General features: G+C 69.2%; 15 protein-coding genes and 4 pseudogenes. 15 read left to right on the plus strand and 4 right to left on the minus strand.

Translation table 11 applies throughout. The features are described 5' to 3' along the window. The first annotated feature begins 375 nt into the window (after positions 1-375). The 6 genes and pseudogenes from ACL02T_RS34050 to ACL02T_RS34075 all read left to right on the plus strand — a co-directional run bounded on the left by ACL02T_RS34050 (position 376) and on the right by ACL02T_RS34075 (position 5,724). Positions 376-693, plus strand: coding sequence for an ANTAR domain-containing protein (locus ACL02T_RS34050; protein ID WP_412834948.1), 318 nt, complete (start codon positions 376-378; stop codon positions 691-693). Positions 694-1,838: 1,145 nt separating this feature from the next. Beyond that, a complete protein-coding gene (locus ACL02T_RS34055) occupies positions 1,839-2,867 on the plus strand; it encodes a potassium channel family protein (RefSeq protein ID WP_412834949.1) in 1,029 nt (342 codons plus the stop codon). Continuing rightward, complete coding sequence (locus ACL02T_RS34060; RefSeq protein WP_412834950.1) at positions 2,864-4,000, plus strand: hypothetical protein; 1,137 nt, start codon at positions 2,864-2,866, stop codon at positions 3,998-4,000. Before ACL02T_RS34055 ends, ACL02T_RS34060 begins: the two co-directional genes overlap by 4 nt. Before the next feature lie 88 nt (positions 4,001-4,088). Next, positions 4,089-4,883: an NAD(P)-dependent oxidoreductase gene (locus tag ACL02T_RS34065; RefSeq protein WP_412834951.1), complete on the plus strand. Its 795-nt coding sequence runs from the start codon at positions 4,089-4,091 to the stop codon at positions 4,881-4,883. A gap of 93 nt (positions 4,884-4,976) precedes the next feature. Then, positions 4,977-5,216: pseudogene (locus tag ACL02T_RS34070) on the plus strand (MBL fold metallo-hydrolase); the annotation flags it as partial. Between the two features lie 193 nt (positions 5,217-5,409). Next, positions 5,410-5,724, plus strand: a complete 315-nt coding sequence (locus ACL02T_RS34075; protein WP_412834962.1) for an MBL fold metallo-hydrolase — start codon at positions 5,410-5,412, stop codon at positions 5,722-5,724. Here the strand turns inward: ACL02T_RS34075 and ACL02T_RS34080 are convergent. Both ACL02T_RS34080 and ACL02T_RS34085 read right to left on the minus strand, forming a co-directional pair. After that, a complete protein-coding gene (locus ACL02T_RS34080; RefSeq protein ID WP_412834952.1) occupies positions 5,711-6,445 on the minus strand; it encodes a hypothetical protein in 735 nt (244 codons plus the stop codon). The genes ACL02T_RS34075 and ACL02T_RS34080 overlap by 14 nt on opposite strands. A 605-nt stretch (positions 6,446-7,050) precedes the next feature. Beyond that, positions 7,051-7,868: pseudogene (locus ACL02T_RS34085) on the minus strand (nucleoside hydrolase); the annotation flags it as partial. A 1,416-nt stretch (positions 7,869-9,284) separates the two neighbouring features. Between ACL02T_RS34085 and ACL02T_RS34090 the strand changes: the two are divergent. The 8 genes from ACL02T_RS34090 to ACL02T_RS34125 all read left to right on the plus strand — a co-directional run bounded on the left by ACL02T_RS34090 (position 9,285) and on the right by ACL02T_RS34125 (position 15,992). Beyond that, entirely contained in the window at positions 9,285-9,611 is a 327-nt protein-coding gene (locus ACL02T_RS34090) for a hypothetical protein (RefSeq protein ID WP_412834953.1), read from the plus strand. Further along, complete coding sequence (locus ACL02T_RS34095; RefSeq protein ID WP_412834954.1) at positions 9,608-10,381, plus strand: glutamine amidotransferase; 774 nt, start codon at positions 9,608-9,610, stop codon at positions 10,379-10,381. Before ACL02T_RS34090 ends, ACL02T_RS34095 begins: the two co-directional genes overlap by 4 nt. A 12-nt stretch (positions 10,382-10,393) precedes the next feature. Continuing rightward, positions 10,394-11,422, plus strand: a complete 1,029-nt coding sequence (locus ACL02T_RS34100; RefSeq protein ID WP_412834955.1) for a LacI family DNA-binding transcriptional regulator — start codon at positions 10,394-10,396, stop codon at positions 11,420-11,422. Between the two features lie 56 nt (positions 11,423-11,478). Next, positions 11,479-12,186, plus strand: a complete 708-nt coding sequence (locus tag ACL02T_RS34105) for a PfkB family carbohydrate kinase (protein WP_412834961.1) — start codon at positions 11,479-11,481, stop codon at positions 12,184-12,186. 31 nt (positions 12,187-12,217) lie between these two features. Beyond that, positions 12,218-12,412, plus strand: a complete 195-nt coding sequence (locus ACL02T_RS34110; protein ID WP_412834956.1) for a PfkB family carbohydrate kinase — start codon at positions 12,218-12,220, stop codon at positions 12,410-12,412. Positions 12,413-12,853: 441 nt separating this feature from the next. After that, positions 12,854-14,326 (plus strand): nicotinate phosphoribosyltransferase, encoded by a 1,473-nt coding sequence (locus tag ACL02T_RS34115; protein WP_412834957.1) that lies wholly within the window; start codon positions 12,854-12,856, stop codon positions 14,324-14,326. Between the two features lie 99 nt (positions 14,327-14,425). Then, a complete protein-coding gene (locus ACL02T_RS34120; protein WP_412834958.1) occupies positions 14,426-15,085 on the plus strand; it encodes an HAD family hydrolase in 660 nt (219 codons plus the stop codon). 322 nt (positions 15,086-15,407) lie between these two features. After that, a complete protein-coding gene (locus ACL02T_RS34125; RefSeq protein WP_412834959.1) occupies positions 15,408-15,992 on the plus strand; it encodes an LOG family protein in 585 nt (194 codons plus the stop codon). A gap of 197 nt (positions 15,993-16,189) precedes the next feature. On the opposite strand, the pseudogene ACL02T_RS34130 reads toward ACL02T_RS34125, so the two are convergent. After that, positions 16,190-17,543 (minus strand): annotated as a pseudogene (locus ACL02T_RS34130) (IS30 family transposase). Between the two features lie 77 nt (positions 17,544-17,620). Continuing rightward, positions 17,621-18,302: pseudogene (locus ACL02T_RS34135) on the minus strand (transposase); the annotation flags it as partial. 799 nt (positions 18,303-19,101) lie between these two features. On the opposite strand from ACL02T_RS34135, the gene ACL02T_RS34140 reads away from it, so the two are divergent. Further along, positions 19,102-20,127, plus strand: coding sequence for an oxidoreductase (locus ACL02T_RS34140; RefSeq protein WP_412834960.1), 1,026 nt, complete (start codon positions 19,102-19,104; stop codon positions 20,125-20,127). The last annotated feature ends 248 nt before the right edge of the window (positions 20,128-20,375 follow it).

Genomic DNA, 20,375 nt, shown 5'->3' on the forward strand with positions numbered 1-20,375 from the left:
ACGGCCGTCCGTTCGGTTCGCCTGCCATGTCACGCTCCCGCCGTCGCCGGCTCGGGGACGACCTTGGTCCAGCCCTCGTCAGTCGCGGCCGGTCGGGATGGCGGTCGACGACCATCACCTTCACGGTGCCTCCTCGTTGCGGTCGGCCCTCGGGGCAGCCCTGAGCGTCCGCGCCCTGGCGACGCCGGGCGCTGCTCCATCCGACCCCGGGCGCAGACGCGGCGGTATCGGCAGACATGCCCATTCCGGATCGCGGTGGCGCGGATCGGTCGCTCTGCCGATGTCGGATGCCGGAACGCGTCGGCATTCTTGACGTCCGAGGCCCAATCGTTCACGGCAGACCGGCGACGACGGCGCACCAGCCGATTCACACCCGTGGCGCCCGAGGAGGACCAGGACACGATGACCGTCAGCTTGTCAGTGGAGGCACCGTCCGCACCAGCGCAGCGCTTCGTCGTCTGCGCCGAGCTCGACCAGCTGCAGGCGCGGGCCCGCTCGGCGGAGGAACGAGCGGCCGACTTGGAGCGCGCGCTGGCCACCAACCGGCGGATCGGCATCGCGATCGGTATCTTGATGTGCCTGCACCGGCTCACGGACGACCAGGCCATCGCGACCCTGAAGGCCCAGAGCCAGCACCGCAACGTGAAGGTACGAGAGCTGGCCGAGACGGTGATCTCCACGGGGACGCTCTGAGAAGACCTTGGCGGGGTCGACCCGCACATTCTCTACCGGCCCCCGACGAAGAGGGACGATGAGCGGAAGCGAACCGGAGGCCCCTGACCTGCGGCTGGAGCTCGGGCGGATCGCCGCCTCGTCTGCGACCCTGCAAGAACGGGCTGCAGCGATCCTGCCGCGACTCGGGCGGATTCTGGCGTTCGACGCCGGCTGGCTCGCGGTGCGCGACCCCGAGCAGCACCGTCACGTCCCGCTGGCCACCACAGGCGCGGCCGAGCCTCTCCGTGACTACTTCGGCCGTCCGGAGGCCGACGAGGAGGTGGAGATGCTGGGCCTCAACCGGCCTCGGCCGCCGATGCTCGCCAGCGAGATCTCGAGCTCCCTGTCCGAGGTCCGCGCGTGGGCCGACCACCTGCTCCCGGCGGGTTTCCGCCAGGGCCTCCCAGCCGGGCTGTTCACGGCGGAGGGGCGGCACGTCGGCTTCCTCAGCCTGCTCTCCGCCGATCGGTCGCGGTTGAACCAGGCTGACCAGAGGGTCGTCGCGGCCGTCACCACGGCGATCGCCGACCACCTGGACCGCACCCGGGACATCGCCGAGACCGCCCGCATCGCCCAGAGTGCCAGCGCCGGCGTCGTTCTCACCTGCGCAGGCCGCGTCCTGCCGCTGCCGGGTCTCTCCGACGACCGCCTGCTGGCGCCGGGCTCGCCGATCCTTACGGTCGCCGTGGACGAGTTGGCCGACAGCGGGGCGTACATCTCGTTCCTCGCCCCTACGCCCGGCACCGGCGGCGAACAGCTGATCCGGGTCGTCGCGCTCGACTTCGCCCGCCCTGACCTCGACCACCTCTGCGCCGCGGTGCTCCTGTGCCCACCGGGCGACCTGCACGGCCTCACCGCTCTGGACCTCCAGGTCCTGGGCCTCCTGGTCGAGGGCATCACCGACATCCCGACCCTCGCGCAGTCACTCCACGTGGCCGCGGAGGCGGTGGCGACTCCCTGGGACGAATCCTGGTCGCCCTGCGGACCAGCAATCTCACGGCGGCGACAGTGCGCGCCCTGCGCGGCGGGGCACGCATCCCGCCAGCGGTGGCGCAAGCGACCTGAGCCGGCCCGGCGCAACCGGGGTGGTCGCTCCACAAACAATCGTCGACCGAAGGAGTCGGATGAACGTCCTTCTTGCGACCGTCGGCGTGACAGTGCTGCTCCTGACGATGGCCGACATGGCGCGGACCACCGTGCGTCTGGACCGCCCCTCGGGCCCGGTCACCCGGCTTGTGGCGCGCGCCGTGTGGCGCACCTTCGCCCCGCGTGGGCGAAAGGGCAGGCGTCCAGGCCCGCCGGCCGCCACCGGGTTCGTGATCACATCGGTCATTGTGGTCCTGTGGCTCGGCCTGACCCTCCTTGCCTGGTTCCTGATCTTCTCCGCCGAGCGGGGAGCGGTGATCGACAGCGGCACCGGCAGGCCCGCCGGGGCGTGGGACACGCTGTACTACGCCGCGTTCACACTCTCGACCCTCGGGGTCGGCGACTACGTGCCGAACGGGGCGCTCTGGCAGGTGCTGACCGGGGTGGCCGCCACGGCCGGCTTCGCGATCGTCACCCTCGTCATCACCTATGTCATGTCGCTGACCGCCGCTGTGATGGGCAAGCGCCGGCTCGGACGCCTCATCCTGTCGCTGGGCGACACGCCGGAGCGGATCGTGCTACGGAGCTGGGACGGCGCCGCGTTCACCGGCATCGACCAGCACCTGGTCGCCCTGACCTCGGAGCTCCACGGGCTGGCGGAGCAGCACCTGGCCTACCCGGTGCTGTACTACTTCCGGTCCGAGGACCCGAGGGCCGCGCACTGGCCGGCAGTAGCGGTGCTCAGTGAAGCCCTGCTGGTGCTCGACGAACTCGTGGACGAGCAGGTCCGGCTGCCGCCGCTCGTGCTCGGGCCACCGCGTGAGGCGATCGAGAGCTACCTCAGCATGTTGCCGGGACCGCACCGCCTCCCGGAGGTCGACGCCCCGCCGCCACCGGATGTGGCGACCCTGCGCGAGCGGGGAGTACCGCTGCGGCCGGAAGACGACATCGCGGTTGCGGTCGACCGTGCGGGGGGGACACGCCGTCTGCTTTGGGCCGTGCTGCGACACCAGGGCTGGTCCTGGCCGACCTCGGTGACCGCCGCCCGACGAGAGGATCACCCATGACGACCCCAGGTGGCACCTCGTCGTCGACCCCCGTCGTGATCGGCATCCTGGCCGATCCGGTCGCCGCGCCCGCCTCCGTGGCTCGGCAGCTCGAGCGGGACCTTCCGCACCTGCTGGCCGCCCAGCTCGGGGAGCCCGACTGGAGGATCGACGTGAGGCTGGAGCAACTACCGCCCACCGACGTCCATGAATTCCAGATGATGGACTTCGCGACCGAGCGGTTGCGGCAGCACGGATGGGATCTCGCCGTCTGCATCACCGACCTCCCGATGAGGAGTGCTGGCCGGCCCGTCGTCGCCGACGCCAGCAAAGCCCGCGAAGTCGCGGTCGTCTCGCTGCCCGCATTCGGTGCGATGGCCCTGCGCCGCCGGGTTCAGGAGGTAGTGGTGTGGCTTGTCGCGGTCCTGCGCGACAGCACCGCGGACACGGCGGCCGGTCACGGGCGAGCCGCCCTGGGACAGACGTTCCGCCGCCTGGCACCGGACCAGGAGGAGGTGGACGTCCGCGTCGTCGCCTCCCGGGGCCGGCTTCGCCTGCTCCTCGGTATGGTCCGGGACAACCGTCCCTGGCGACTGGTCGCCGGGCTACGGGGCGCGCTCGTCGGTGCATTCGCCTTCAGCGCGTTCTACCTGATCAACCCCACCCTGTGGCAGCTCGCCACCACCATGACGCCGGTACAGCGGCTGGCCGCGGCTCTCGGATCACTCGCCGTGCTGGTCACGTGGCTCATCGTGTACCACCAGCTATGGATGCGTACGCGGGGCCGACCGGCCCCGGAACGCGAGGAGGCAATGCTGTTCAACGCCTCCACCGTGCTGACCCTCGCGCTGGGCTTGAGTTGCGGATACGCAGCCCTCTACGCACTCAACCTGGTCGCCGCGGTCGTCGTCTACACACCGGAGGTACTGGGGCAGTATGTCGGGCCGACGCCCTCCCTGCCCGACTACGCACTGGTCGTCCTGTTGGTGACCTCGGCCGCGACGGTCGCGGGCGCCATCGGGTCGGGGTTCGAGAGCGAGGAGTCGGTACGCGAGGCCGCCTACAGCCGACGTGAGCGGGAGCGCCGCGAGGCGCTACGCCGCTCGTCCCCGAACCGGCATCGCCAAGAACGGGGGCGGAGGTCGGGGAGCTGACTCGATAACGCGACACGGCGAGCGGGTTGATGGCGAACGCCCGGCCGGCGCGGGCCAGTCGATCCCACAGCTCACCGCTGCCATGTAGGTGACCATCGACAAGCCAACGCATAAGGCGGCGTCGTCGGCCAAGGAGGTCGCGGACCGTTCCGAGGTGGTGCTCACCAGCCTCCCGACCCCCGCGATCGTGCTCGACGTCGTGCTCGGGCCGGACGGCCTTGCGCGGGGAAGCGCGGTCCGGCGGGTGGTCGAGCTGTCCACCACCGGCACCCGCACGGCTCGCCGGATCGCCGAGGAGCTCCGCTCCCGGGGAGTGACCGCCGTCGACGCCCCGGCGAGCGGAGGCACGAGCGGAGCGGAGAAGGGCACGCTCGCCGTGATGGTGTCCGCCCCGGCCGCGGACTTCGCCACGCTGCAGCCGGTGCTCTCCGCCCTCGGGAAGGTCTTCCACGTCGGCACGGAGCCGGGCCTCGGGCAGGCGATGAAGCTGGTGAACAACTACCTGTCCGCGGCCGCCCTGGCGACCACCTCGGAGGCGATGGTGGTCTGCGCCAAGGCCGGTCTGGACCCACGGATGATGCTCGACGTCCTCAACGCCGGATCGGGACGCAACAGCGCGACCCAGGACAAGTTCCCGCGGTCGGTCCTGCCCGGGACCTCCGACTTCGGCTTCGCCACCGGCCTGATGGAGAAGGACCTCGGGCTGTTCGCCGAGGAGGCCGCGAACCTCCAAGTCCCGACCTGGGTCGGTTCGGTGGTGCACCAGATGTGGCGTCAGACCCGGGACCAGCTCGGCGCGGACTCCGACTTCACCAGCATCGCCCGGCTCGCGGAGGGGTGGGCGGGGGTCGAGGTGCGCGCCGGCGGCCCGGACGAGCCGTGAACGGCGAGACCTACGAGGTCTTCGCGCTCCGATACCTCCACATGGACCGCCGACGTCGGAGAACTCCTCGGCGGGTGCGCCTGTGACGGCCCGATGCCGATCGACTACTACGTCTGGGTCGTCCGGTCGGCCGAGCGCACCGTCGTCATCGACACGGGGTTCGGCCCGGCGGAGGGCGTCCGCCGCGGGCGGAGCCTCCTGAACTCGGTCGGAGCCGGCCTGGCCGCGGTGGGCGTCGATCCCGCACACGTCGACGACGTCATCCTGAGCCACCTGCACTACGACCACGCCGGCAATCTCGGGCTCTTCCCGAGGGCCCGGTTCCACGTGCACGAGCGCGAGCTGCAGTTCGTCGTCGGGCAGCACATGGCCGACCCGACAACCGTGAGCGCCTACGCTGTCGAGGAGATCGTGGACGCGGTCCGCCTGGTGCACGTCGGGCGGGTGCGCTTCTCCGCCGAGGACGAGGAGCTCTTCCCCGGGCCTCAGCGTGCACCACGTCGGCGGCCACACCGGAGGCACCCAAGTGGTGCGGGTGGCCACGGCCCGCGGTCCGCTCGTGCTCGCCTCCGACGCCGTGCACTTCTACGCCAACCTGGAAGCGCGGCACGTCTTCGCAGTCACGCACGATCCCGACCACCTCCTCGAGGTGTACGACCGGCGCCTCCCCGGGCTCGTCGACGAACCGGCCGACATCGTCCTGGGTCACGATCCCCTCGTGCTGGCCCGGTACCGCGCCCGCGGCGTGCGAGGGCCTCGAGGGGCACGTCGCGCTGCTGAGGCCGGTCGCCTCGCGCCGACCGTGGACGTCGAGGCGGCGGTGGGACTCATCCCAGGGTGAAGGGGCCCGGGGGCCGCCGGTGAGCTCGATCCACACCAACGTGGGTCGACCCCGACGACGGCGTGGTCGCCGTGCGCTCGAGCGGTTGCGTCGTCAGACGCTGACCGGGTCGTGGTCCTCCCCCATCCAGCGTGCGATCGCGACGGTTGGCGAAGTTGAACCCCGGATCGCCGGTGGGCCCGCGAACCGGCGGCCTTCCCGGCACGTCCCCGGGCCGGACCGGTGCCGGACCGCTCGAGGTCGGGAGCAGGACTGCATCGACACGGGGTTCGAGGATGCGTAGGCGGCCGCCACCGCCGCGCCGGTGCGAAGGGCCTCCTCGTAGCCTCGCGGCGCCGAGTCGGTCGGTGGTGCCGAAGAACTCGACCCGGGCGGTGAAGTCGTCGGGACGATCTGTGGCGAGGTCTCGGAAGGCCCACGAGTGCTCCCACGCGAGGATCTCGCTGCCGAGATCGGTCACGCCGACGAGGGCCTGCTCGAACCGCGCGACGACGGCGTCGTCGCTGCGGCGCAGGATCGTCACTCCTGCGGCCTCGAGCTGGGCGACGACCCGCTCGAACGCGCTCCGGCTCACCGCGTCGGGTCGCTCCCAGGCCTCGGTCTCGACCACCGCGACCGTGCTCGGGACGCGGGCGGGTGGCGGCATGGCCGGGCCGTGCAGGGCGGGCCTGCCCGGGGCACCCCCGGCACGCGAGGCGATCGCGATGGCGACCGGCCGCATGTCCTCCGCCGAACCGGCGTGCACGCCGTTGGTGGCATGCTCGCGGTCTGGCGCTCCCCGCGGTTGATCGCCCCCTGGGAGGGCTTGAGTCCCCAGACGCCGGCCCACCTCGTTCGACGCTCACCTCAAACTGGTGTGGCTGGCCAGCTCCGTCGGCATCGTGGCTGGGGCGCTCGGCTCCAGCCTCGAGAGCGAGGACGCCGTCCGGAACGCGACCTACGGCAGACGGGAGCTCGATCGGCGTCGCGACCGCAACTCGCCTCGGAGTAGCTGCAGCGCTCACATGGTCTTGAGAGCACCGAACCCCACCAGAGCGTCTCTCCGTGACGAGGTTGTCCTCGGCGCTCATCGCAGTGATCGTGGCCGTGTTTGTCGCCGTCCTCGGCCCCGGCACGCTCGCGTCGATCGCCGGTTGACCCGCGGCGACGGCGGTGCTGTCGTCTCTGGTGTGGCGGACCCGCTTCCACAGGCTGTGAACCGCGTCAGCCGAGGGTGCTCAGGTGCCGGAGGGCGTCGGCGAGCGCGACCTTGACCTCGCCGTCGAGCGCGATGTCCACCAGCGGGCCGGAAGCGTCGAGCCGGCGGTCGGGTACGGTCATTCCACGTCCAGGGCCGAGCGTGCACGCCACGTTGACTCGATGGGGCGTGGTGCGCAGCGTCCCGGGACGAACGGCCTCCAGCATGGCCAGCATGTCGTGCAGGGCGATCGCGTCGTGTCCGTACCGTTCACGGGTGGCCTCGCGGTACAGCGCCGCCGTGCGGACGAGCGCTGCGCAGCGCGGCCCGGCCTGGCTGAGCTCGTCGAGCCACTGGTCGTCGACAGCGCAATCATCGTGAGGTCGAGCGGCACGAGCGTCACGGGGACCTCGGGCTGGGTGAGCACACGCTGTGCGGCCTCGGGATCCGCGTAGACGTTGAACTCGCCCGCACCACGGGTATTGCCCATGCCGAGAGCACCCCCCATCGCGACGATGCGCCTGATGCGCGGGGTCAGCTCGGGATGCGCAGCGAGCAGAAGTGCGGTGTTGGTCATCGGGCCCAGGCAGGCGATCGTGACCGGGACCGATGACTCCCTCAGGATGCTGACCATGAGGTCGAGGGCGGGACGGGCGCCGGCAGGACCGGGCTCCGGGAAGCCACTCGAGTGCATGCCAAGGCCATCTGCGCCGTGCCACTCCGGCGCGACCTCAGCCTGCACGTGTACCAGTGGCCGAGCTGCGCCGGCGGCCACCGGTACTTCAGTACGCCCCGCAAGGGCGAGAATCCGACGGGCGTTGACGAAGGTCTGGTCCAGGGCGACATTGCCATAGGAGGCCGTGACGGCACGGACGTCGCAGTCGGTGCTGGACAACGCCAGGAGGATCCCGAATGCATCGTCCACTCCGGGGTCGGTGTCAATGATCAGTGGACTGGGGGTTGGCACGGTTGCCTCCTCGAGTCATGCGTTCAGTGGCAATGCCCGCTCGGCGGAGGCCGCCCGTCTGAACGACATGGGCGGGAGCGAGAGCGCACAACCTTCGCCAGTGCCTCCACGAACTCGCCGACGTGCCGCGGCGACTGCTTGCCCAGCCCTTCTGCGACCGGGTGCGGCATTCGGCGGCTGGACCAACTCCTCCTGAATCGGAACCCCTTAGTAGGCCCGGTCCACCAGGCGCCTGTGGCGAACGCCGGGCTTGACCAGGCGGCGCACGATGGGCGGTTTGTCCCCTCGCGTGGGAGGTGTGCGTATGACCGGCTAGAAACCTTTCATGCCGACTTTACGGGCAAGCTCGCCAGTGGTCAACTCTGTCGGTCGAGCCGCCGTGAGCACGAAGTGCTGCGTCCCCCGCACAGCGGGCGCCCGTGGGACTGTCGGGCGGTGCATGAGCACGTGAGATGAGCCGTCCCAGTAGGCACCCGAGCCGTGTGCTGCGCAACCTCCGGATTGACCGCCGACGTCGTCGAGTCTCTCCGTGCCCACCCTCCGTCACGGGCTTGCCTCGCCGACCACCGTGCTGTCAACATGACGAGAAAGGATTCTACGAGGCGCCTCGACCGAGAGGAGTGCGGCGGGCCAGGCTCACGACGTAGATGCAGCCGTCATCGGCAGCGCGTGATCAGGTCAACACAGGCTCACTCACTGTCGGAGCTTGCCTTGCGTCGTCCTCTTTATGGGTGCGCTAACCAGGTGGACCACGATGGTGCCGGTATCCGTTCCCCTGATCCTGCAGGGCCACCACACCCTCGGCGCCGCTGCCCACCGGCTTGGCGGCGCGCCCTTCGAGCACCTCCCCGACGGTCCGCACCACGTCGGACAGCGCGCTGTTGGTCAACGCCTTGAACACCGCGGTACATCACCGAGACCGTCGAGAGGCGTTGGCTCCGCCCCCGAGCCTGTGCGGGGCGGTTGCGGTCGCGGGCCCCCCAGGCGCGGGTCTCGTCACCGCGCCCAGGGACGCTCGACTTTCGTCACCGTCGTTCCCAGGTCGGCCAGGACCAGTGCTGGCGAACGGCTCCGCGAGCACACCCCGGAGAAGTCGAGGATCTTGAGCCCGTCGGGAGCAATCGGTCCGTGTTGTCGCAGCAACCTCTACACTGGAATGGTTTATACCAGCTGCGCTCCCGTCGACGACGTCGTCATGCGCCCTCTCCGCACGTGTCCCAGGGTTGACCACGCCCCTGCGGGGCGGGCTACTATAGAAACGAATCAAGTACCCGTCGGGCCTCAACCTACTCGTCCGCAGCGAGTGGCTGGCGGCACGCTCTCCCGCGGGTTCTCCGATGGCCCTCGACATGGAAGGGGTGAGGCATCGTGACGGAGTACGACCCCGGTGCCCCCAGCGCACGCCGAATTCCGCGGGTGATCGTGCCCGACGAGATCGACAAGATGTCGCCACTGACGTTCGACACCGGCATCACCGCGGACATCTTCCAGTCCCGTGAGCGAGACGACGCACGGTACCTCCGGCATGGCTACTGCTACGGTGAGCCGGACCACTTGCCCTACCACTGGGACCAGAAGGACCCCGACGAGACGCGCTACGTGCCTTCCGGGAAGATCCACCCCATGGTCGAGGACGCGGCTGGTCGCACGATCGGCCTCGAGACCACGCAGGGCGAGCACATCCACCTGCCCTCGGGCCACAATGACCCGCTGCCGGCCCACATCGGGGATCGGGTCCTGTGAACGCGGAGGCGCAGGGGCCGCTGCGCGTGCTGTTCGCCGGCGAGTCGTGGATCAAGCACACGATCCACATGAAGGGCTTCGACCAGTTCCACAACACCGAGTACGAGGAAGGCGCCGGCGAGTTCCTTTCGGCGCTCGACCGCGAAGGCTTCGAGGTCACCTACGTCCGCGGCCACGAGATCTCGTCGAAGTTCCCCAAGTCGCCGCAGGAGTTGCAGCAGTTCGACGTGGTCGTGCTCTCCGACATCGGTTCGAACTCGTTCCTGCTGCCCGACGAGACCTTCCTGAGATCCGAGCGCAGCGCCAACCGGCTCGCGCTGCTGCGTGACTGGACGCGGGCAGGCGGGGGCCTGGTGATGATCGGCGGCTACATGTCGTTCACCGGGATCGACGGCAAGGCACGGTTCGGGATGACACCACTGGCTGACGTGCTGCCGGTGCGGATGCTCGACCACGACGACCGGGTCGAGGAGTCCGAGGGCGTCAAGGCGGAGTTCGACGCCCCCGCCCACCCGGTCCTGGGCGGCACCCCCGCGGAGTGGCCGCCGCTGCTCGGCTACAACCGGGTCACCGCCAAGCCGGATGCGACGACGATCGCGCGAGCCGGAGATGACCCGCTCCTGGTGGTGGGCTCAGCCGGCGAGGGCCGCTCCGTCGCGTTCACCTCGGACCTCGCGCCTCACTGGGCTCCGCCCGAGTTCGTGGGATGGTCCCACTATCAGAAGCTGTGGGCGTCCATCCTGACCTGGGCGGCTGGCGCCCGGACCTAGGAGGTCACTGCCGTGGTGGCACGCCGTCGGCCGACGATGAAGGACGTCGCCGAGCACGCGAACGTTTCGATCAGCACGGTCAGCTATGTGCTGAACGGCAGCGGGCCGGTCGCCCCCGAGCGCCGCAATCGGGTGCTCGACGCGATCCGCCTGCTCGACTACTCGCCCAACGAGTCGGCGAGGAGCCTCAAGCGACGTTCGGCGTCGACCGTCGCCATGGTGATCCCCGACCTGACCAACCAGTTCTTCGCCATGGTGGCCGAAGGAGTGCAGCGAGCGGCCTCGGCCGTCGACGTCCTGGTCGTGCTGGTCGTCCCGGACGCCACGGAGGTCCCGGAGGAGAACTACGCCAAGCTGCTGCGCAGCCAGCGGGTCGACGGCGTGATCTACCTGTCCGGGACCGGGAGCATGCCGGCGGCCATCTACGACCTCGCTCGTTCCGGGCCGGTGGTCCTGGTCGACGAGCAGATCCCGGGCCGGGACCTGCCCGCGGTCGTGTGCAACTCCCGTCGGGGCGCGCGGGAGGTCGCCGCCCACGTCCTCGCGCAAGGGCACAGCAAGCTCGCGGTGATCGGTGGTCCGCCCGCGCTGTGGACCGCCCAGCAGCGGCTCGCGGGATATCGGGAGGCGTTCGCGGGGGCCGGCATCGACCCCGACGAGGTTCCTGTCTACGCCGGCGACTATCGACAGGAGTCCGGGGCCACCGCGGCCGCGCGGATCCTGGCGGAGCCGGCCGACAAGCGCCCGACCGCCCTGATCTGCGCCAACGACCTCATGGCGATCGGGGCGATCGAGTGCCTGAAGGCGAACGGGCTGAGCGTGCCGCAGGACATGAGCATCGTCGGCTTCGACGACCAACCGATATCCAGCCTGCTGACCCCCAGGCTCACCAGCGTCCGCCAGCCGGCACACGACATGGGCTTCAGGGCAGCGAAGATGCTGTTCGACCTGCTCGAGGGCAAGGACGGCCACGTGGCGGACCACCTGCCTGCCATCGTGCAGATCCGCGACAGCGTCTGCCCACCGAGGGAGGACTCGTGAGACTCCTGAGCGGCACCGACGTCGTGGTGATCGGCGCGGTCAACGTCGATCTGGTCGTGGCTGCGCCACGACTTCCGGCGCCCGGCGAGACCGTGGTCGGGCCAGGCGTACACCGCCACGGAGGCGGTAAGGGCGCCAACGCCGCTGTGGCGGCCGCCCGGGTCGGCGGCCGGGTGTACTACGTCGGAGCGGTGGGCGACGACGACCTGGGCCTTGCGGCGCTACGGGAACTGCAGGGCGACCACGTCGACGTCACCCACGTCGAGATCATCGACGACGCTCCGACCGGAGCGGCACTGATCGTGGTCAACGACGCCGGCGAGAACCAGATCGCGGTCGGTGCGGGGGCCAACAACGAGGTCACCGCGGCCCACGTGCACGACGCCCTCGGTCAGCGGTTGGCCACGGCAGGCATCGTGCTGGTCAGCACGGAGATCCCTGCTGAGGCGGTCGCCGCCGCGGTGGGCGCGGCTCACACCGCCGGCGTGCGCTGCATCCTGAATCCAGCACCGGTCGTTCCCGACCTGGCCGGTTCGCTCAAGCTCGGCCCCCTGATCACACCCAACGCCGGCGAGTTACTGGATCTCGCCGACGCCGCGGGCGTCGATTACGCCGCTGATGCCGGGGAGGTCGACCAGGCTCCACGGGCCGCGCGGCCGAACTTCGCCACCATCCTTGGCTGCGGCAAAGCGATGGCCGAGCTGACCGGGTCGGAGGTGGTGGTGACACTCGGCGGGGACGGAGTCCTCGTGGTCGCCCCCTGATGGGAAGACCGAGCACCTGTTACCCCATCACGTGAATGTCCGGGACACCACCGGCGCAGGCGACACCTTCAACGGCGTGCTTGCGGCGGGCCTCGCCCGCGGCGAAGCCCTTCCCGAGGCCGCACGTCGTGCCAACGCCGCCGCAGCGATGTCCGTCCGGAGTGAAGGGGCCCGCGGAGGCATGCCCGCGGCGCGGGAGGTCGACGCGTTCCTGACGTCCGGCTGACCGCTCCTCAAGTACTTGTCACACCTGCGCACCCTACTTCGGTATAGAAACGATGGTATGAGCGGTGGGGGCGAGTCGAAGCGACATCCCGACCCGTCTGCCCGGCTGCACCCCTGAGGCTCCAGCGTGCCCCGGCAACGGGAAGCGGCCAACGGCGTTGAGCAGGACAGAGGGCTCCCGACGGAGGGCAGCCTCAAGCCTGACGGAGACGGCCAGTGCGCGTACTCGTGCGCCGAACGGTGTACGATCCGAGCCCAAGTGAGTTGACGGTCACAGTAGAAACGTTAAAATCTTGTTGCTGGGAAGGCCGACCTCTGGTGGCCAGCCAGGCGGATGCGCAAGGGTGCATATCCGCGTAGAACCTCGGTTTCACGCACCCCATGCCCGCCCGTGCCGGCTCCGGTGAACGCGGCAGGTCGGTAGAAACCACTCTCGTGGAAGGTGAACGATCCGATGGGCTACCTCGACAACCTGATCATCAACACCGACAACTACAAGCACTGCCACTACCCCCTGTACCCTCCGGGCACCGAGTACGTCTCGAGCTACATCGAGTCGCGCGGTGGCGAGTGGCCCATCGTCCAGTTCGTCGGCCTTCAGGCTTTCCTGCGCGAGTACCTGATGCGCCCGATCACGCTCGAGGACATCGACGAGGCCGAGTTCGTGGTCCGCGAGCAGGGCATGCACTTCAACCGCGAGAACTGGCTGGGCATCCTCAACGACCACGGCGGCTACCTGCCCGTCGAGATCGAGGCGGTCCCGGAGGGCACCGTGCTCCCGGCACGGAACGTTCTCGTCCAGGTGATCAACACCGACCCGAAGTACTTCTGGGCCACGAGCTTCTTCGAGACGGCGCTGCTGCGCGCGGTCTGGTACCCGAGCACCATCGGCACGGTCAGCTGGCTGTCCAAGATGGTGATCAAGGAGGCGCTCGCGCGGACCTCGGACAACCCGCAGCTGATCCGCAACATCCTGCACGACTACGGTGCCCGCGGCGTCAGCTCCCAGCAGTCCGCGGCGCTCGGCGGCCTCGCGCACCTGGTGAACTTCGACCAGTCCGACACGGTGCCGGGCATCCTCGCCGCGAAGCGCTTCTACAACGCCGGCAAGGTCTCCAACTCCGGCCCGAACTCCGAGCACGCCGGCTTCTGCGCCTGGGGCCGGGAGCACGAAGCCGACGCCCTGCGCAACATGCTCGACGTGTACGCCTCCAACGGTGTCGCACTGCTGCTCACCGACACCTACGACCACGAGAACTGCGTCAAGAAGATCATCGGGATCGAGCTCAAGGAACAGATCCAGAACTTCCCCGGCCTCGTCGGCATCCGCCCCGACTCCGGCGACATCGTCCAGGTCACCGCGGACACCACCGAGTGGCTCATGGACGCGTTCGGCTACGAGGTCAACTCCAAGGGCTTCAAGGTCCTGCCCCCGTTCATCCGGGTCGTGCAGGGCGACGGCGTGAACTTCCACAGCCTCCCGCAGGTCTACATGGAGCTCGAGCGCCGAGGCCTAGCCGCCGACAACGCGGTCTTCGGCATGGGCGGTGGCCTGCTGCAGCACTGGAACCGCGACACGATGAACTTCGGCCAGAAGGCGTCCGCGGTGTGCGTCGACGGCGAGTGGCGCGACATCGCCAAGTCGCCGACGGGCGCCTCGTTCAAGGTGTCGAAGAAGGGCCGGCTCGCGCTCAAGCACGAGAACGGCGTGTACACCACCGTGCCGAAGGGTTCGATCCCCGAGTCGGAGAACGTGCTGCAGCCGGTGTTCCGTGACGGCAAGCTGCTCAAGAAGTGGGACTTCACCGAGCTGATCGCCCACGCCGAGCGCGAGGTCCCCGAGTCGTACTACATCGACCACGTCGGGCAGATGCGCACCGTGTCCGACGAGACGGCCGTTACCGCCCGGCCCTGACCAAGGTCCTCTGCGGTGCGAAGCACCGCACGCCGAGGTGCCGTCGTGGCCTACCCCCGGGCCACGACGGCACCGCCCCGGAGAGGAGAGCCCACGCCGATGGCCGACACTCACCTGCACGTCTTCGACATGGACGGGACGCTTCTGCGGGGCGCCGCCTCGGTGGATCTGGCCCGGCACCTCGGCACGTTCGAGGCCGCCGACCGGATCGAACGTGCGTGGGTTCGCGGCGAGATCAGCGACTTCGCCTTCTGGGAGCAGATGCTTCCACTGTGGGCCGACGTCAGCGAGGAGGAGATCGACGCTGCGTTCGCCGCGTCAGCGTGGATCGACGGCGTGCGCGAAGTGTTCGCCGACATCGGCGAGCGAGGTGAGTACGTCGCGGTCATCTCGCAGTCGCCGCACTTCTTCGTGCGTCGGTTGGAGAGCTGGGGCGCTCACCGAACCTTCGGCTCGACCATCGTCCCCGGCGGTCCCACGGATCCAGGTCTGCTGCTGACTCTTCAGCACAAGGTCGACATCACCCTGGGTCTGCTCGAGGAGTTCGGGCTCGCCGAGCAGGAGTGCGTGGCCTACGGTGACTCGGCCTCGGACACGCTGCTGTTCGAGCACCTCCCCCACACGGTGGGGGTGAACTGCAGCGCGGCCCTGCGCGAACGCGCGGCCGTGTGCTTCACCGGCGACGACATCCGCGGCGCCTATGCCCTGGGCCGTCAGCTTCTCGACGGCGCGACGACCCTCTGCGAGTACGCGCAATGACGACCGCTGGCGCAGACGTCGATCCCCCTGTGCGCGCGTCGAGCTGGCGGCCCGGCATTCGTCGCAGACACCTCCGGCACCGGGGCGACGTTCTTCGTCGCTTCGGCCCGCCGGGAACTGCTTCTACCACCTTCGGCGGGGATTCCGCGAAACGGCATCTGGAACAGGGAGCGTGGCCCATCCTGTCGCCAGTTCCGACGCTGCGCCGAGATGTCGACGTCGTATCTGATCTCGATGGTGCAGCCGCCGTGGGTCTCGGTAGGCAAAACCGCGCCCTGCACGGTCACTACTAGACGAAAGCGCACCGAAGGAGGGCGGGAAGATGGTAGCGATCAACAGCCTGTGTGTCTTCTGCGGATCGAACACCGGCAGGGCAAGCGGTTATGTCCACGCCGCACGAGAGCTGGGACGCCTCCTCGCGAAAGAGCGCGTCACGCTCGTCTACGGCGGCGCCAGCGTCGGAACCATGGGCGTGCTCGCCGATGCCGTCCTCGACGCCGGCGGATCAGCGATCGGAGTCATTCCCGAGCACCAGGTCGGCGAGGAGATCGCCCACACAGGCCTCACTGAGCTGCACATCGTCGAGTCCATGCATGAACGTAAAGCGAAGATGGTGGAACTCGCTGACGGCTTCGTGGCGCTACCGGGCGGGTTGGGCACGCTCGAGGAGTTCGCCGAGGCTCTGACCTGGTCACAGCTCGGACTGCACACCAAACCGACAGGCCTGCTCAACACAGCCGGTTACTACCAGAAGTTCCTCGAATTTCTCGACCACGCCGTAGGTGAGGGATTCGTCCGTCCAGCCGATCGAAGCCTCGTTCTCGACGGGGTGGAGCCCGACACGCTACTTGACGCTCTTCGTCGTTGGGAGCCACTGGATGGCCAGCGCTGGACGCCGGTGGAATAGCAGGACCAGAGGCTGCCTGCTGCGGGCTACGCCGAGGGCTTCGAGCTCATGGAGGTCTCACCACTGGTCGAAGACGCGCTGTTCGTGGTGGGGCCCTGATCCCGGTTCTGGACACGGTGCGCCTACGCCGCGCTCGCAGAGCCCGGCGTAGACGCGGGGGGTGTAGGGCGGATTCAACCGGTCATCGCAACGCCGACTCAGTGCCGCGAATATAGCACATCACTGAGTGCTTCGTGAGGGGTTCTCCACGATAGATTCTTTCGGGGTCGATCATTCAATGTGTGGGCAACAGCGGCCAGTTCCAGTGGACCGTAGCGGGAGATGTCGGTGCCCTTCGAGAAGTACTGTCGGAGCAGCCCGTTGGTGTCTCGTTCGTCCGCGCTGCCAGGGACTGTGCGGATCGCAGAATTAGACGTCGAGCCCGGTCGCGGCAGTCAGATCGGTATGCAGGGCCATCTCCGTTCCCCGGTCCCAAGTCAGGGTGCGACGCATTTTCTCCGGGAGGTGGGCGACGGCGGCGATGATTGCGTCCTTGACGGCTTGGGCGCCGTGCCCGGCGAGCGGGGCACCGTTCTTGACTCGATCCTGGGTGCCGAATCCTTCCATTCTCGGTAAGGGCAGTAGGAGGGCGTAACGGGTTGTGCGTTCGACCAGCGTGCCGATCGCGGAGCGGTTCAGGCCGATGATCAGGTCGCCTTCCCAGTGTCCGGGGGGGACGCGGTCGGCGACCTCGGCGGGCCGTCGGTCGAGGGTGTGGTCAGGGGTGATGAACCCGCGGTTGCTGCGGCGCTCGCGCCGGGTCCGTGACCGGGGAACCCGCAGGGCGCGTCCGGTGCGCAGGCAGGCGACGTGCTCGCGGGCCAACGCGCCACGGCCTTCGATGTAGAGCGCGTGGTAGATGGCCTCGTGTGAGATCCGCATGGTGGGGTCGTCGGGATGGTCGTGCCGCAGTCGTGCCGCGATCTGCTCCGGGCTCCACGCCCGCCCCCACCGACGATCGGCTCGCCGGGCCCGGTTGCGGCCGGTGAACGCCACCGCCGGACCCGGAACACTCACGCCGTCCTCGGTGGCCAGGCAACCCGAGAGGCGTTCCTCGACGTAGCGACGCAGCCGCGGATTCGCCGCCAGTTTCGCTGTCTTCGGGCGGGCGGCGCGGCGGTCCCGGTGCCATTGCGCCACGGTCGCTCGATAGGACAGAGTTCCTCCTCGCGTAGCGGCGTTTCGGCGCAGTTCGCGAGATATCGTCGACGGATGTCGACCGAGGCGACGCGCGATCTCGCGAATGCTCACCTTCTGGGCGTGCCAGAGCGCGATGAGCTCGCGCTCCTCGAACGACAGATAGCGGCCCGAATCCGCCTTGAAGATCGCCTGAGGGGTCACCCCGCCACGTTCGCGGAACCATCGGCTCCCCACGACTTCCGACACGCCGGCTTCCAAGCCCGCGTCGGTACTCGTCACACCCCGAGCGACCGCCGCCCAGAACACGCGGCGTTGCTCGACACGCCCGACGGGCGGCCGCCCGGGCGACACCATCGCCGGCCGACCTGTCATTTTCGTGGCCCAACCAGGCTCTCGTCCCAATTCAACACCTCCGCTACGACGTGTTGCGACGACCGGTTGAGGCTGGCGACCGATCCGTGGTCGGAGTGGAAGATCGCCCCGGCCAGGCTCTCGCGGGTTGCGGCCGCGGCTCGCAGCGCGTCTTCGACGAGCTCGGAGCGCATGTGGTGGCGATCGCCCACCCCGCCAGCCGCCGGGAGTAGCAGTCGATCACCGTGGCCAGATGCAGGTACTCGCCACCGGCGACGGACAGGTAGGTGATGTCGCCGACGTAGACCCGGTTGGGCGCGGGCGCGGTCAACTCGCGCCCGCGCAGGGTCGCGCACCGCCCCTGGGGCGGGCTGGCTCACCAGTTCGTCTCCCCGGCGAAATACTTGGCCGCCTGGCGCAGGATCTCCCGCTCGGTGACGAGCATGGCGTTCTCCGCGCGCAGCGCGGCGTTCTCGGCCTCCGCGCGGGCCGGGCCTGCTCGCGGGTCTCCGGCGCGCCGACCCCGGACCCACCCCTGACCTCGGGCCCACCGCCGGCACCGGCCTGACGCGGCGGGCGGGGTGTGAGAGGGCTGGAGGCCGGGGTGCCGTCCGCGGCGGTCTGCGGCTGGTGCCGAGCCGGTCGAGCCACCCGCGCAGGGGTGCCGCGCTCGATCCCGAGATCCTCGGCGATGCCGCGCACCGTCGCACCCGGAGTCGACTCGTACAACTCGACGGCCTGCCGACGGAACTCGTCGGAGTAGTTCTTGCCGGCCGTGATCCTGGATCACCTCGCCTTCCCCCGCGGTGCGGGGATCAGCGTGTCCATGGACCATGGGTCAGGCCCCGCTACCGGATGGCGTGCGGGCATACCGAGCGAGCAACCGGGCCGACAACCCCCTCAGCACCCTGGGGGACCCAGACGCGCAGATCCAAGGGGCCTGCCGGGTGCTTCGTCACCGCTGGGGATCGCGCGTACCGATCAATTGCCCGTTGACAAGCCGTGGAGCGATACCCATACTCAGGCGCAAGATTGGACGTTTGTTCAAAATAGTCGAGGAGCTCGACCCTGTGACGGAGGCCGAGGTGGTCGTGTGCAGGTCGATTCATCGCGAAGGGTGGGGTCCTCAGGTGGTCCGTAGGACCGGAGAGCTGGAGCGTGCTGCTCAGGCAGTCCGCCCGGCCGTCGAGGCGCTTGCGTCAGGTGGGCTGGCCATAGTCGCCGAGCGCGAGACAGCTGAAGGTGCTGTTCGTCGCTTCCCCGCGCCAAGCTGGCCCTGGACGAGTACGTGGCCGTCATCACCGGTGACATCGGCTCCGCTAGCCTGCAACGCGGTTCGAGAAGCCGGGGCCGCGGCGGGACTCACGGGATCTTCTTCGGCGACGCCGGGATCACCGTCAAGTCGGCTGATCTGGACAGGATCGTGGTCACCGACGATTGCGCTGCGTGGTGCGGTGAGTGCTCTGGTGCAGCAGTTGTCGTGTGCCGAGCTTCTTGCTCGGTTGCTCGCTCAGATCGAAGTGGGTGGCTCGGTCAGCACGGTGTTCGACGGTCCCGACCACATCTTCCGACCGGTTGGATGGCCGACCGCCTGCGGTTGAAGGAGACGCTCATGTTACTCGACCCCCTCATGGTTCGGGGCCTGGAGCTGCCGAATCGCGTCGTGATGGCGCCGATGTCGCAGCGCTCCGCTGACGAGACCGGGTGCGCAGGTCGTTGGCATCTGGTGCACTACGGCTCGCGTGCGGTCGGTGGTGTCGGGCTCGTGATGATCGAGGACTCGGCGGTCTCTCCCGAGGGCCGCGGCCACGGCGGTGCTCTTGGCCTCTACACCGATGAGCTGGCCGCGGCGCTGGCGCCCATCGTGGGTTTCTGCCACGGGCAGGGGGCCAAGGTCGGTGTGCCGCTCGGGCACACCGGGCGGAAGGCCTTCGCCGACAGCGACGCGCTCGACCGGGTCGTCGGTGCTACCGGAGCGCCCTTCAGCGCCTCGAGCCACCAGCCCCACGCGCTGACCGACGAGGAGATCTGCGACCTGGTCGCCGCCTTCGGGCGGGCCGCAGCCAGGGCGAGTCAGGCCGGCGTTGACGTGATCGAGATCCACGCCTCGCACGGCTACCTCATTCACGAATTCCTTTCGCCGCTGACCAACCACCGCTCGGGCCCGTACGGCGGCAGCCCCGAGGCCAACAGCCGGTTCCTGCTGGAGATCGTGGAACAGGTGCGCGCAGCCTGCGAGCCGGGAATGCCGCTGTTCGCCCGGCTGGCGATCGACGACCTCGCCGACGGCGGCTGGCATGTCGACGACGCCATCCCGGTCATCGACCGGCTCAGCCGGGCCGGCTGCGATGCCATCGACGCCGCGGCCGGCGGCGCAGTCGAGGGCGCGTCGTCGTTCGAGATCCCGGTCGACTTCCGCAACCTCGCCGCACAGGTCCGCGGACGCACGGGTGTGCCGACCATCGTCGCCGGCGGCATCAGCAGCGCAGAAGCAGCCGAAGCCGCGCTTGCCGGCAGGGACTGCAACCTCGTCGCGATCGGACGGCTCCTGCTCACCAACCCCTTCTGGGTCAACTCCCTGAAGGAGGCGACACGGGCCACATGACCATGTTCACGCGAGACCGACCTCGACGTCCGAGCGGACCCTGCTGCCAGGCCGTTCCCGAACGAGCGTACGTCCCAGCAGTCCGTCGCTGAGTGGGCCGTACCTGGCCACCAAGTCGAACTCCGACCTCGAGCGGGGTGGAGAGATCCCGGCCTCGCCCCACGTTGTCGCAGCTGGTCCGCGGAGCGTCGGACTCAGCCTCACCCGTTCCTTCCTCTTCACACACGAATCCCGATGATGGAGTGAGT

It is taken from the genome of Pseudonocardia oceanicola, from assembly GCF_047200735.1.
Classification (GTDB): Bacteria; Actinomycetota; Actinomycetes; order Mycobacteriales; family Pseudonocardiaceae; genus Pseudonocardia.

Bases quoted from the DNA above. Each gene is read 5' to 3' on its own strand.
- ACL02T_RS34055 (WP_412834949.1), top strand. From the start codon at position 1,839: ATGAACGTCCTTCTTGCGACCGTCGGCGTGACAGTGCTGCTCCTGACG.
- ACL02T_RS34060 (WP_412834950.1), top strand. From the start codon at position 2,864: ATGACGACCCCAGGTGGCACCTCGTCGTCGACCCCCGTCGTGATCGGC.
- ACL02T_RS34080 (WP_412834952.1), bottom strand. From the start codon at position 6,445: ATGCGGCCGGTCGCCATCGCGATCGCCTCGCGTGCCGGGGGTGCCCCG.
- ACL02T_RS34120 (WP_412834958.1), top strand. From the start codon at position 14,426: ATGGCCGACACTCACCTGCACGTCTTCGACATGGACGGGACGCTTCTG.
- ACL02T_RS34125 (WP_412834959.1), top strand. From the start codon at position 15,408: ATGGTAGCGATCAACAGCCTGTGTGTCTTCTGCGGATCGAACACCGGC.
- ACL02T_RS34140 (WP_412834960.1), top strand. From the start codon at position 19,102: ATGGCCGACCGCCTGCGGTTGAAGGAGACGCTCATGTTACTCGACCCC.